This window comes from Streptomyces sp. WAC06614, assembly GCF_003949795.1.
Lineage (GTDB): Bacteria > Actinomycetota > Actinomycetes > Streptomycetales > Streptomycetaceae > Streptomyces.
In genome coordinates this window covers 1-12,768 of the sequence record NZ_RPRY01000065.1, presented here as the reverse complement: position 1 = coordinate 12,768, position 12,768 = coordinate 1, and the positions used below count along the sequence as shown (strand labels likewise).

The window sequence follows — 12,768 nt, the reverse complement described above, 5'->3', positions numbered from 1 at the left end:
AGCAGCCAGAAGCAATCCCCGCCGAGAGGTTCATCCATGGCAGGCGAGACCGTCATCACGGTCGTCGGCAATCTCGTCGACGACCCCGAGCTGCGCTTCACCCCCTCGGGTGCGGCGGTCGCGAAGTTCCGTGTCGCGTCCACTCCCCGCACCTTCGACCGCCAGACCAACGAGTGGAAGGACGGCGAGAGCCTGTTCCTGACCTGCTCGGTGTGGCGGCAGGCGGCTGAGAACGTCGCCGAGTCGCTCCAGCGCGGTATGCGCGTCGTCGTACAGGGCCGGCTCCGCCAGCGCTCTTACGAGGACCGCGAGGGTGTCAAGCGCACGGTCTTCGAGCTGGAGGTCGACGAGGTCGGTCCCAGCCTGCGCAATGCCACGGCGAAGGTCACCAAGACCACCGGTCGGGGTGGTCAGGGTGGCTACGGCGGCGGTCAGCAGGGCGGCGGCGGTGGCAGCTGGGGTGGAAACTCCGGCGGCCCGCAGGGCGGCGGAGCTCCCTCCGACGACCCGTGGGCGTCCAGCGCGCCGGCCGGCGGCGGCCAGGGCGGCGGTGGCGGCTGGGGTGGAAACTCCGGCGGTTCCGGCGGCGGCTACTCGGACGAGCCGCCCTTCTAGGGCAGCCCGTACCCATACTTCTTGATCACACAGGAGAAACACCATGGCGAAGCCGCCTGTGCGCAAGCCTAAGAAGAAGGTCTGCGCGTTCTGCAAGGACAAGACCGCGTACGTGGACTACAAGGACACGAACATGCTGCGGAAGTTCATTTCCGACCGCGGCAAGATCCGTGCCCGCCGCGTCACCGGCAACTGCACGCAGCACCAGCGTGACGTCGCCACGGCCGTGAAGAACAGCCGTGAGATGGCGCTGCTGCCCTACACGTCCACCGCGCGCTAAGGAAAGGGTGACCGACTGATGAAGATCATCCTGACCCACGAGGTGTCCGGCCTCGGCACCGCCGGTGACGTCGTCGACGTCAAGGACGGCTACGCTCGCAACTACCTGGTCCCGCGCGGTTTCGCGATCCGCTGGACCAAGGGTGGCGAGAAGGACGTGGCGCAGATCCGCCGCGCCCGCAAGATCCACGAGATCGCGACCATCGAGCAGGCCAACGAGGTCAAGTCCTCGCTGGAGGGCCTGAAGGTCCGTCTGGCCGTCCGCTCCGGCGACGCCGGCCGTCTCTTCGGCTCCGTCACCCAGGCCGACGTCGCCACGGCGATCGAGTCCGCGGGTGGCCCGAAGGTCGACAAGCGTCGTGTCGAGCTGGGCTCGCCGATCAAGACCCTGGGTGCGCACCAGGTCTCCGTGCGTCTGCACGCCGAGGTCGTCGCGCAGCTGGGCGTCGAGGTCGTCGCCGCCTGAGTGCAGCGCTGAACGAAGCGAAGGGCCGCACCCTCCGGGGTGCGGCCCTTCGCCGTGTTCCACGGTGTTTCACGTGAAACGAGCCCGGCTCGTTTCACGTGAAACACCGCTCCTAGCGCGTGGCGCCCGTGACCAGCCAGCCGCCCGAGCGGGCCCGTAGCTGGAGGGTGACCATCCGGACCAGCATCATCAGCGTCATCGCCCACCACAGGGTCGTCAGCCCCCCGCCGACCACCGGGACGAGCAGCGCGGCCGGGGCGAACACGGCGAGGGTCAGCAGCATGGCGCGGGCCAGATAGGGACCGTCACCGGCGCCCATCAGCACCCCGTCCAGGACGAACACGATCCCGGAGACCGGCTGGGAGACCGCGACCACCAGGAGTGCCGGGAGCAGGGCGTCCTTGACGGCCGGGTCGCTGGTGAAGAGCGGGATGAACAGCGGCCGGGTGACGATCACGAGCAGGCCCAGCACGATGCCCGAGCCGATGCCCCACTGCACCATCCGCCGGCACACGGCCTTGGCGCCCTGGGTGTCCGCAGCCCCCAGATAGCGGCCGATGATGGCCTGTCCGGCGATGGCGATGGCGTCGAGGGCGAAGGCGAGCAGGCTCCACAGGGAGAGCAGGATCTGGTGCGCGGCGATGTCGGCGTCCCCGAGCCGGGCGGCCACGGCGGTGGCGATCATCAGGACGGCGCGCAGGGAGAGGGTCCGCACCAGCAACGGCGCACCCGCCTGGGCGCAGGCCCGGATCCCGGCCGCGTCGGGACGCAGCGAGGCACGGTGGGCCCGGGCGCCGCGGACCACGACGACCAGGTAGGCGCCGGCCATGGCGCACTGGGCGAGGACCGTGCCCCAGGCGGAGCCGGCGATGCCCAGCCCGGCGCCGTAGACCAGGCCGATGTTCAGGGCGGTGTTGAGGGCGAAGCCTCCGACGGCCACGTAGAGCGGTGTACGGGTGTCCTGGAGCCCCCGGAGGACGCCGGTGGCGGCCAGCACCACCAGCATGGCCGGAATGCCGAGGGCGGAGATGCGGAGATAGGTGACGGCGTAGGGGGCGACGGTGTCGGAGGCGCCCAGGAGCGAGCTCAGCCAGGGAGCGGTGGGCAGGACGACGGCCACGACGCCGGCGCCGAGCAGCAGGGCCAGCCAGATGCCGTCCATGCCCTGCCGGATGGCCGCCTGGAGGTCGCCCGCGCCGACCCGGCGGGAGACGGCCGCGGTGGTGGCGTAGGCGAGGAAGACGAAGACGCTCACGGCCGTCGTCAGGAGCGCGGCCGCCACGCCGAGACCGGCGAGCTGGGGGGTGCCGAGATGTCCGACGATGGCGCTGTCGGCCATCACGAAGAGGGGCTCGGCGACGAGCGCCCCGAACGCGGGGACCGCGAGGGCGAGGATCTCGCGGTCGTGCTGTCTCGACGCCGTCTTCGCGGGCGCGGATGCCTGTCTCATGCGCTCGAATCTAATCTTCCACAGGTAATAGACGCAAGGCTGTTGGGACTCTTACTTGCGGCCCGACTCGGGCGTTCGTTCCAGCTCTGTGGAAAGGATCTTCGGGAAGGTCCCAAGTTTTTTCTCCTGCACAGCCCGTGGATGGAGAATGTGCAGGTCAGGGTGGGTGCCATAGGGTCTCGGGTGATTTTGTCCACAGCGTCGTCCCCCGGTCCGTGCACAGGCCGGACCGAGTTACCCACAGCATTGGGCCGGTCATCCACATCTCATCCACACAGCCTGTGGATAACAAGATTGGCTGACGTCGCCGACGGCCCTACCGTTGTGCGTTGCCCGATGCGCCACACGCCGTTTCGGGTGTCCCATTTGTCAGAGCCGTGTCGTAGAAAGAGTCGCACGGTGAGGTCCGCGCTGCGGACGGGAGGAGGCGGCCCGGTGAGCATCTCCGAGCCCATGGACGACCCCTGGGCCGACAGCGGTCCGGGTGACCGTCTGCCCGTCACCCGACAGCGCCGGGCCGAAGGCCGCGGCCGGGGCGAGGAACAGCACGAGCGGGGCCGCGAGGGCTCTTGGGACGACTCCGGCAGCGGTGGCGGGGGCGGCGGATTCGAGCGCGTCCCCCCGCAGGACCTGGGCGCGGAGCAGTCGGTGCTCGGCGGCATGCTGCTCTCCAAGGACGCCATCGCCGAAGTGGTCGAGGTGATCAAGGGCCACGACTTCTACCGGCCCTCCCACGAGACGATCTTCCAGGCGATCCTCGACCTGTACGCCAAGGGCGAGCCGGCCGACCCCATTACGGTCGGCGCCGAGCTGACCCGCCGCGGGGAGATCAACAAGGTCGGCGGCGCCTCCTACCTGCACACGCTGGTCCAGTCGGTGCCGACCGCCGCGAACGCCGCGTACTACGCGGAGATCGTCCACGAGCGGGCCGTGCTACGTCGCCTCGTGGCGGCGGGTACGAAGATCACACAGATGGGCTACGCGGCCGACGGCGACGTCGACGAGATCGTCAACAGCGCCCAGGCCGAGATCTACGCCGTCACCGAGCAGCGGACCTCCGAGGACTACCTCCCGCTCGGCGACATCATGGAAGGCGCACTCGACGAGATCGAGGCCATCGGCTCGCGCAGCGGCCAGATGTCGGGCGTACCGACCGGCTTCACCGACCTGGACTCCCTGACCAACGGTCTGCACCCCGGCCAGATGATCGTCATCGCGGCCCGTCCCGCCATGGGTAAGTCCACGCTGGCGCTGGACTTCGCCCGGGCGGCGTCCATCAAGAGCAACCTGCCGAGCGTGATCTTCTCCCTCGAGATGGGGCGCAACGAGATCGCGATGCGCCTGCTGTCCGCCGAGGCCCGGGTGGCCCTGCACCACATGCGTTCCGGCACCATGACGGACGACGACTGGACCCGGCTGGCCCGCCGGATGCCGGACGTCTCCGCCGCCCCGCTCTACATCGACGACTCCCCCAACCTGTCGATGATGGAGATCCGGGCCAAGTGCCGCCGCCTGAAGCAGCGCAACGACCTCCAGCTCGTCGTCATCGACTACCTCCAGCTGATGCAGTCGGGTGGCTCGCGCCGTCCCGAGAGCCGTCAGCAGGAGGTCTCCGACATGTCGCGAAACCTCAAGCTGCTCGCCAAGGAGCTGGAGGTCCCGGTGATCGCGCTGTCGCAGCTGAACCGTGGCCCCGAGCAGCGCACCGACAAGAAGCCGATGGTCTCCGACCTGCGTGAGTCGGGTTCCATCGAGCAGGACGCCGACATGGTGATCCTGCTGCACCGCGAGGACGCCTACGAGAAGGAGTCCCCGCGTGCCGGTGAGGCGGACCTGATCGTCGCCAAGCACCGTAACGGCCCCACGGCCACCATCACCGTCGCGTTCCAGGGCCACTACTCGCGCTTCGTGGACATGGCCAACACGTAGCATCTCGGCCATGACTGACGCACCCGCAGATCTGGCCCTGCTCCCCGCCACCCGGCGCGCCCTGCTCCACCGGATCGCCGTGGCCCAGGCCGAGGGGCGCGCGCCGTCCCTGGTGGCGGCCGTCGCCCGGGGCGGGGAGATCGTCTGGGAGGGTGCCCGGTCGATGATCGGCGACCACGCCCCGGACGGCGACGTGCAGTACCGGATCGGATCGATCAGCAAGACCTTCACCGCGGTCCTGGTGATGCGCCTGCGCGACGAGGGCCTGCTCGACCTCGGGGACGCGCTGGAGAAGCACCTGCCCGGCACGGCCGCCGGCGACGTGACCGTCGCCCAGCTCCTGGCGCACTCCGGCGGCCTGGCCGCCGAGACCCCCGGCGCGTGGTGGGAGCGCAGCCCGGCCGCACTACGGCCCGAGCTGGCGGACGTCCTGGGGCCGGAGCCGTTCCGGCACGCCCCCGGCCGGCGCCACCACTACTCCAACCCCGGTTACACCCTTCTGGGTTCGCTGGTCGAGGCGGTCCGCGGGCGGCCGTGGGCGGAGGTGCTCCAGGAGGAGGTCCTCGGCCCGCTGGGCCTGGACCGGACCACCGCACAGCCGTCGGCGCCGCACGCGGGCGGCTGGGCGGTGCACCCGTGGGCCGACGTGATGATGCCGGAGCCCGCCGAGGACCTCGGACTGATGGCACCGGCCGGCCAGCTCTGGTCGACCACCCGCGACCTGGCCCGGTTCGCGCTGTTCCTGGCCGGGGGCGACGAGCGGGTGCTGAGCGCGGACTCGGTCCGGGAGATGCGCACGGCGGCCTCCCCGCCCGAGCCGGGGCTCGCCGAGGCCGGGTACGGGCTGGGCCTGCAACTGGCACGGGCGGGGGACCGGCTGCTGGCCGGGCACAGCGGGTCGCTGCCGGGGTTCGTGGCGGGGCTGTGGCTGAGCGAGGCCGATGACGTCGCGGCGGTGGTGCTGGCCAACTGCACCTCGGGGGTGGCGGCGTCGGCGCTGGCCATGGATCTGGTGGGGATCGTCGCGGACGCGGAGCCGCGGATCCCCGACCCCTGGCGACCGTTCCGGGAGGCCGATCCGGTGGCGGTGGAGCTGGCGGGGCCCTGGTACTGGGGCACGGCGCCGCACCTGGTGAAGCTGCGTGCCGACGGCATGCTGGAACTGGGCCCGGTGGCCGCGCAGGGCCGCACCTCGCGGTTCGCACCGGCCGCGGACGGCACGTGGACCGGGCTGACGGGCTACTACGCGGGGGAGACCCTGCGGGCGGTGCGCAGGGCCGACGGCAGCGTGAGCCATCTGGACCTGGCCTCGTTCGTGTTCACGCGCGAGCCCTACGACCAGGACGCGCCCGTGCCCGGCGGTGTCGACCCGCAGGGCTGGCGCGGTATCGGCTGAGACTCCGGCGGGGCCTGCCCGGCCCCGCCGGCGGTGTCAGAGCGCGAGCTTGAACCCGACGTGGGAGGCCTCGAAGCCGAGCCGCTCGTAGAAGCGGTGGGCATCGGTACGGGTGGCGTCGGAGGTGAGCTGGATGAGTCGGCAGTCGGCGCGGCGGGCGGTATCGATGGCCCATTCCAGCAGCACCGTGCCCAGGCCGCTGCCGCGTTCGTCGGCATGGACCCGCACCCCTTCGACGAGGGCGCGGGTGGCGCCCCTGCGGGACAGGCCGGGCAGGAAGGTCAGCTGAAGGGTGCCGACGACCCGTTCGTCGCGGACCGCGACGACCAGCTGCTGGTGAGGGTCGCCGCACAGGTCCTTGAAGGCCTCGACGTACGGGGTGAGGTCGTCGGGCGACTCACGGGTGGCGCCGAGCGGGTCGTCGGCCAGCATCGCGACGATGGCGGGCAGGTCCGTCTCCACGGCGGGCCGGATCGTGAGTCCGTCGGTAGCGGGGGTGCCGGGCATGCGGGGGTCCTTTCTCAGCCGGCGGCCACGGTGAGCGGGGCCCAGCGGCGGGTCCGGTCACCGGGCAGGTCGGGTACGGAACGGGTCATGACGGCATTGAACGCGACCGACTGCATCCCGTGCGCCTTGAGCCAGTCGATCAGCTCGTGGTGGCGTACGTCGATGTCGGTGCGCAGCGGCCGGTCGGTGCGGGCCGCGAGGGCGCCGACCAGTGCCTGGGCGGTGGCGGTGTCCTCGGCGATCAGCGGGCCGATCACATGGGTCTGCATATTGGGCCACGCCGCCGTGTAGCCGGTGAGCCGGCCCGTGGTGTCCTCGGCCACGAGGAAGAGGTCCGAGAAGGCCGGCAGCCTGGTGAGGACATGGGTGCGGTCGGTGCCGAACACCTCGGCGTCCAGGGCCAGGATGCGGGGGAGGTCCTCCGCGGTCGCCGGGCGGACGGTCGACCGGGCGGGGGTCGCGGCGGGGCCTGCGCCAGGTTCTGCGGCGATGTCGAGCGAGAAGGGGCCGGTGAGCATCTCGGTCCGGCCGACGACCTGGAAGCCGAGGTCCTCGTAGAGCGGCTGCCCGAAGGGCGTGGCATGGAGGGTGAGGGGGACGCCCTGGAGCACGTTGTCGCAGACATGGGTCATCAGCCGGCGGCCCAGGCCCTGGCGGGCGTAGCGCTCGGCGACGAGGACCATGCCGACGGCGGCGAGCTCCGGAGCGGTGACCGAGGCGCCGTACGAGGTGACCACGCAGGCGGCGGCGAGCCCGTGTCCGTCGGGGGCGTCGACGCCGTATCCCGTGCCGGCGCTCAGGAGCAGTCCCCACTTGTGCTCCTCGCGGGGCCAGCCGCGGTCGTCGGAGAGGTCGGCGCAGCGCGCGAGATCCTCAAGGGTGAGCCGGCGGATCGTCGGGGCGGTGAGCTGAGGTGAAGTCACCGGGCCAGAGTGGATCAATGGCCGGGGGGCGTCCAGGGGTTTTGGGCCGCAGGTTTGGGGCGGCCTCGACTCGGTCCACGTTTCACGTGAAACATGGACCGAAGCTGACGCGAAACAGGCCGATGCTGACGTGAAACAGTCGTTGTTCCTCGTAGCCCGTTCTGTGTTCCCGGGCGAACGCCCGCGTTGTTTCACGTGAAACACGCATTCCCCGCCGCTCGGCATCGCCGGGAGTGCCGCAAGGGAATGACGACCGGTTAGCCTCACCCCCATGACCCTCCTGCACCTGTTCGATCTCGACGGAACGCTGATGCACGGCTCGGCGGCCCCGGTGGAGATTTCGCGCCAGCTCGGGCTCGATGCCGAGATCGCCGAGCTGGAGCGGGCCTTCAGCGCCCGCGAGATCGGGCCACCCGAGTTCGCGGTCGGGCTGCATGCGCTCTGGTCCGGGCTGTCCTCGGCGCAGGTACGGTCCGCGTTCGACGGGGCGCCCTGGCTGACCGGCATCCGTGAGGTCTGGCAGGAGATCCGTGACCGCGGGGACTACTGCGCGGTGATCTCGCTGTCCCCGTCCTTCTTCGTGGAAATGCTGCTGGAGTGGGGTGTGCACGCCGCCCACGGTTCGCTCTTCCCCGAGGTCCCCTTCACCCGACCCGTGGACGTGACGGGGATCCTGACGCCCGAGGGCAAGGTCGTGGTCGCCGACCGGCTGTGCGAGCGCTTCGGGGTCACCCGGGCCGACTGCGTCGCGTACGGCGACTCGATGACGGACGCCGCACTGTTCGCCGCCGTCCCGGTGTCCGTGGCGGTCAATGCGCGACCGCACATCGCGGCCCTGGCCACCCATGTCTACGAGGGACGCGATCTGCGCGAGGCATATCGGCTGGTCGGGGATTCCCGGCCCTCGGTCGAGGCATCTTAAGAGGAAAGGGGGTTCACGGCTCGGATTTCTCGCAATTGCCCGCAAGCGGCCTGCGTACCTGGCATATTGCGAAGCCCGGGACCACGGATTCGAGACCGTGGCGTGTGCAGACCGACCGAGATCCTCGAAGCGAGGCACCGCATGGACGCTCCGCCCACCAGTTCGGCCAGACGGAAGGTGGCCCGGATATCCACCGCGGGCAAGGCGATCGAACCCTCCCCCGATGCCGTGCTCATCCGCCGCACCCTCACCGAGATCGGCCCCGTCGCCGACAAGGTCACCTCGTACTTCTACGCCCTGGTCTTCACAGGCCATCCCGAGCTGCGGGCGATGTTCCCCGTCGCCATGGACGTCCAGCGTGACCGACTGCTCAAGGCCCTGCTGACGGCTGCCGAGCACATCGACGACCCCGACACCCTCGTCCCGTACCTGCGCCGGCTGGGGACCGGACACCGCAAGTACGGCACCCTGCCCCAGCACTACCCGGCGGTCGGCGAGGCGCTGATCAACGCGTTGACCCGGTACGCCGAGCACTCCTGGGGACCCGAGGCCGAGGCCGCCTGGGTCCGGGCGTACACCTCGATCTCCCAGATCATGATCGACGCGGCGGCCGAGGACGAGCTGAAGTCCCCGCCCTGGTGGCAGGCCGAGGTGGTCTCGCACGACCTGCGCACCCCGGACATCGCGGTGCTGACCGTCCGCCCCGACCAGCCGTACCCCTTCCTCGCGGGCCAGTACGCCAGCCTGGAGACCCCGTGGTGGCCACGGGTGTGGCGGCACTACTCCTTCGCCTCGGCCCCCCGCCCGGACGGGCTGCTGTCCTTCCACGTCAAGGCCGTGCCCGCGGGCTGGGTCTCCAATGCGCTGGTCCGGCACGCCCGCCCCGGGGACGTCCTGCGGCTGGGCCCCCCGGCCGGCTCCATGGTGGTGGACCACTCCACCGACAACGGGATGCTGTGCCTGGCCGGAGGCACCGGCATCGCGCCCATCAAGGCACTGATCGAGGACGTGGCCGAGCACGGGGAACGCCGGCCGGTGGAGGTCTTCTTCGGGGCGCGCAGCGACAGCGACCTCTACGACAAGGACACCCTGCTCGGACTCCAGCGCTCGCACCCCTGGCTGTCGGTGCGCCCCGTGGTGGGCGACGGCCTCGCCGGCCAGCTTCCGCAGGCCGTCGGCGAGCACGGACCGTGGAACTCCTACGACGCCTTCATCTCGGGACCGCCCGCGATGATCCGCAGCGGGGTGGACGCGCTCAAGCGGATCGGGATTCCAGGAGAACGGATTCGCCACGACGCGCTGGAGGAACTGGCGGGCGTGGCCGGCTGACCAGGGCGCCACAGGCCGCCCCGCGCCGCCCCTGGCCGCCGCCTCCTGCGACCCCGGCCCCTGGGGCCCGCCGCCCCGGCCCCGCCGCCCTGCCCCGACCCCGCCGGATCAGCCCAGGTCGGGCGCGTGCATCGCGCGGACGCCCTCGATGTTGCCGTCCAGGTAGTGCCGCAGGGACAGCGGGACGAGGTGGACCGCGGCGATACCCACCCGGCTGAAGGGCACCCGGACGATCTCGTACTCGCCCTCGGGCTGCTCGACCTCGGGCCCGTGCCGCAGGCTGGGGTCCATCGAGACGAGCCGGCACACGAAGAAGTGCTGCACCTTCACCCCCCGCACCCCGCCGTCGGCGATGTGCTCGACGGTGTCGACGAAGCAGGGCACCACATCGGTGATCTTCGCGCCGAGCTCTTCGTGGAGTTCGCGGTGCAGGGCCTCGACCACGGTGGCGTCGCTGGGCTCCACGCCGCCGCCGGGCGTGAGCCAGTACGGGTCGACACCGGGCTTGGTGCGCTTGATGAGGATCAGGTCGCCGCCGTCGAGCAGGATCGCGCGGGCGGTGCGTTTGACCACGGGACGTTCGGTCATGGGAGAAGAGTGGCCCAGGAACTCCTGTCTGAAACGCCCCGCCCACCACAGGAACCCCCGCCCGGCCGGGGTACGGCCCCCCGCAGCGCGCCCCGGCTCACCACCGGTCGGCGGCCCGCAGCAGCCGGTCATGGGCCCGTCCGAGGTGGGCGAGCGCGAGCTCCCCGGTCCGTACGACGAGGAACCAGGTGCGCAGCGGCGGCACCGGGGGCTCCAGCAGGGCCACCACCTGCCCGCGGTCCAGGGCCTCCTGGCACAGGTAGCGGGGCAGTACGGCGAGCCCGGCCCCGGCCCGTACGCATTCCAGGACGGCCCGCAGATCGGGCACGACCACGGTGGCGGCGGCCGTCGGCGAGGCGTCGAAGACGGCGCTCCAGTACCGGCCGACCAGGGGCAGCGACTCGTGCACGTCCACCAGCGGAATGCCGTCCAGCGCGGCCGGGCCCTTCGCCCCGAGCACGCCGGGGTCGACCAGCGCGGCCCAGTAGGGCGCGGCCAGCAGCACGTGCTCCTCGTCGCACAGCGCCGTCGCGGCGAACAGCCCTCCGCGCGGCCGGGCGGTGGTGACGACCAGGTCGTGGTGGCCCGCGGCGAGGCCGTCCAGCACCTCCTGGGCGCCGGTGACCTCGGTGACCCGCAACCCCTGGCCCTGACCGACCAGCGGGGCGAGCGCGGGCAGGACGCGCAGCCCCAGGAATTCGGGCGGCCCCGCGACGTGCAGGGTGCGGGCGTGGGAGCCGCCGGCGGGGTCGTCCTCGGCCTCGGTGAGGGCCAGCAGGGCGTCCAGGTGCGGGGCGGCCTTGTGGGCGAGTTCGTCGCCGACGGCGGTGGGCGTGACCCCCCGGGCCCGGCGGTGGAACAGGGGGCGGCCCAGCTGCCGTTCCAGGGTGCGGATCTGTGAGGTCACGGCGGGCTGGGACAGCCCGAGCAGGGCCGCGGCCCTCGTGAAAGAGCCGGCCCGGTGCACCGCGACGAAGGTGCGCAGCAGGGCCAGGTCCATGGCTGCCCCTCTCCATGAGACCTTCAACTATAAATAAGTCGATAGGTCCCTGTCGCTACCGTGATTGGACTCTGACAGAGAGTCAACTAGCCTTGTCCGCGTGGTTCTTCGCGCGCGGAATTCCGCGTGGGGACCCGCGGCGGTCCGAGCCACGAGGGGGGAGGCTCGGACCGCTCCCGCCTGCTACGTCGCGGCGAGGTCCAGCGCCCTGAGCACATCGGCGACGAGGTCCACGGTGTCCTCGGCGCCGGCGGAGAACCGGACGAATCCCTCCGCGACCGCATCGCCTCCCCACCGCCCGCGCCGCTCGGCGGTGGACCGTACTCCACCGAAGCTCGTGGCGTCCTCGACCAGTTCCAGAGCGGCCAGGAACCGCTCGGCGTACGCCCGGCCGGGCAGGGCGAAGGAGACCACCGAGCCGTAGCCCCGCATCTGCCGGGCGGCCGTGCGGTGGGCGGGATCGCCGGGCAGCCCCGGGTAGCGCAGTCCGGTGACCTCCGGGCGGCCGGCCAGCGCCTCGGCCACGGCCAGCGCGTTGTCCCACTGCCGATGCGTGCGCAGCTGGAGCGTGGCCAGGGAACGGTGGGCGAGCCAGGCCTCCATGGGCCCGGGGATCGCCCCGACGACCTTGCGCCACTGCCGGATCCCCGCCGCGAGCCGTGGATCGCGGCAGGTGACATGGCCGAGCAGCAGATCACCGTGCCCGGTGAGGCCCTTGGTCCCGCTGGCCACGGAGAAGTCCGCCCCCAGCTCCAGCGGCCGCTGGCCGAGCGGGGTGGCCAGGGTGTTGTCGACGGCGACCAGGGCGCCGGCGGCGTGCGCGGCCTCGGCCAGGCGCCGTACGTCGCACACGTCGAGGCCCGGGTTGGACGGCGTCTCGATCCACAGCAGCCGGGCCCCGTCGAGGACGCCGAGCTGGGCGTCGTCCGCGGTGGGGGCCGTGCGGACCTCGACCCCGTACGCCTCCAGCTGCGCCCGGACCAGCGGCAGGGCCTGGTAACCGTCGTCGGGCAGGACCACGGTGTCCCCGGCCCGGGTCTGCGACAGCAGGACGGCGGAGACCGCGGCCATCCCGGAGGCGAGGACGACCGTCTCGGCGGACTCGTCGCCGGGCGCCTCCAGTTCGGCGATCGCCCGCTCCAGCAGGGTCCAGGTCGGGTTGGTGTCGCGGCCGTAGGTGTACGGTCCCTCGACCTCGCCGGGGAGGTGGAAGTGGGCGGCGAAGACCGGTCCGGGAAGGGGTGGTTCGTTCTTCACGGGCTCGGGCAGCCCGGCCCGTACGGCGCGGGTGCCGTCGCCGAGGGAGGCGGACGGGGACGGGGGCCGGGCTGCCCGAGCCCGTGAAGAACGAACCACCCCTTCCC

The 12,768-nt window shown here is 71.7% G+C and carries 13 protein-coding genes; 7 read left to right on the top strand and 6 right to left on the bottom strand.

Going from position 1 to position 12,768, the window contains the following annotated elements; translation table 11 throughout:
* Window positions 1–36 precede the first annotated feature (36 nt).
* The 3 genes from EF918_RS11870 to rplI are packed head-to-tail and all read left to right on the top strand — an operon-like array spanning window position 37 to window position 1,360.
* Window positions 37–615: a single-stranded DNA-binding protein gene (locus EF918_RS11870; RefSeq protein ID WP_125644593.1), complete on the top strand. Its 579-nt coding sequence runs from the start codon at window positions 37–39 to the stop codon at window positions 613–615.
* 43 nt (window positions 616–658) lie between these two features.
* Entirely contained in the window at window positions 659–895 is a 237-nt protein-coding gene (gene rpsR, locus EF918_RS11865; RefSeq protein ID WP_005315025.1) for a 30S ribosomal protein S18, read from the top strand.
* Between the two features lie 18 nt (window positions 896–913).
* Window positions 914–1,360 (top strand): 50S ribosomal protein L9, encoded by a 447-nt coding sequence (gene rplI / locus EF918_RS11860; RefSeq protein ID WP_125644591.1) that lies wholly within the window; start codon window positions 914–916, stop codon window positions 1,358–1,360.
* 112 nt (window positions 1,361–1,472) lie between these two features.
* Here rplI and EF918_RS11855 read toward each other — a convergent pair whose 3' ends face one another.
* On the bottom strand, window positions 1,473–2,810 hold the full coding sequence (locus EF918_RS11855) for an MATE family efflux transporter (protein WP_125644589.1): 1,338 nt from the start codon (window positions 2,808–2,810) through the stop codon (window positions 1,473–1,475).
* Window positions 2,811–3,245: 435 nt separating this feature from the next.
* On the opposite strand from EF918_RS11855, the gene dnaB reads away from it, so the two are divergent.
* Window positions 3,246–4,739 (top strand): replicative DNA helicase, encoded by a 1,494-nt coding sequence (gene dnaB / locus EF918_RS11850; RefSeq protein WP_125644587.1) that lies wholly within the window; start codon window positions 3,246–3,248, stop codon window positions 4,737–4,739.
* Window positions 4,740–4,749: 10 nt separating this feature from the next.
* Complete coding sequence (locus tag EF918_RS11845) at window positions 4,750–6,135, top strand: serine hydrolase (RefSeq protein ID WP_125644585.1); 1,386 nt, start codon at window positions 4,750–4,752, stop codon at window positions 6,133–6,135.
* Between the two features lie 36 nt (window positions 6,136–6,171).
* On the opposite strand, the gene EF918_RS11840 is transcribed toward EF918_RS11845, so the two are convergent.
* Window positions 6,172–6,642, bottom strand: coding sequence for a GNAT family N-acetyltransferase (locus EF918_RS11840; RefSeq protein ID WP_125644583.1), 471 nt, complete (start codon window positions 6,640–6,642; stop codon window positions 6,172–6,174).
* A 14-nt stretch (window positions 6,643–6,656) separates the two neighbouring features.
* Complete coding sequence (locus EF918_RS11835) at window positions 6,657–7,565, bottom strand: GNAT family N-acetyltransferase (RefSeq protein ID WP_125644581.1); 909 nt, start codon at window positions 7,563–7,565, stop codon at window positions 6,657–6,659.
* Between the two features lie 271 nt (window positions 7,566–7,836).
* On the opposite strand from EF918_RS11835, the gene EF918_RS11830 reads away from it, so the two are divergent.
* Window positions 7,837–8,487: an HAD family phosphatase gene (locus EF918_RS11830; RefSeq protein ID WP_125644579.1), complete on the top strand. Its 651-nt coding sequence runs from the start codon at window positions 7,837–7,839 to the stop codon at window positions 8,485–8,487.
* A 141-nt stretch (window positions 8,488–8,628) separates the two neighbouring features.
* A complete protein-coding gene (locus tag EF918_RS11825) occupies window positions 8,629–9,816 on the top strand; it encodes a globin domain-containing protein (protein WP_125644577.1) in 1,188 nt (395 codons plus the stop codon).
* 108 nt (window positions 9,817–9,924) lie between these two features.
* Here EF918_RS11825 and EF918_RS11820 read toward each other — a convergent pair whose 3' ends face one another.
* The 3 genes from EF918_RS11820 to EF918_RS11810 form a co-directional block, all read right to left on the bottom strand.
* The gene (locus EF918_RS11820) at window positions 9,925–10,404 is read right to left on the bottom strand and encodes an NUDIX domain-containing protein (protein WP_125644575.1); all 480 of its coding nucleotides are present in this window, start codon (window positions 10,402–10,404) and stop codon (window positions 9,925–9,927) included.
* 97 nt (window positions 10,405–10,501) lie between these two features.
* Window positions 10,502–11,404 (bottom strand): LysR family transcriptional regulator, encoded by a 903-nt coding sequence (locus EF918_RS11815; protein ID WP_125644573.1) that lies wholly within the window; start codon window positions 11,402–11,404, stop codon window positions 10,502–10,504.
* Between the two features lie 183 nt (window positions 11,405–11,587).
* Window positions 11,588–12,760: a cystathionine gamma-lyase gene (locus EF918_RS11810; RefSeq protein WP_125644571.1), complete on the bottom strand. Its 1,173-nt coding sequence runs from the start codon at window positions 12,758–12,760 to the stop codon at window positions 11,588–11,590.
* Window positions 12,761–12,768 lie beyond the last annotated feature (8 nt).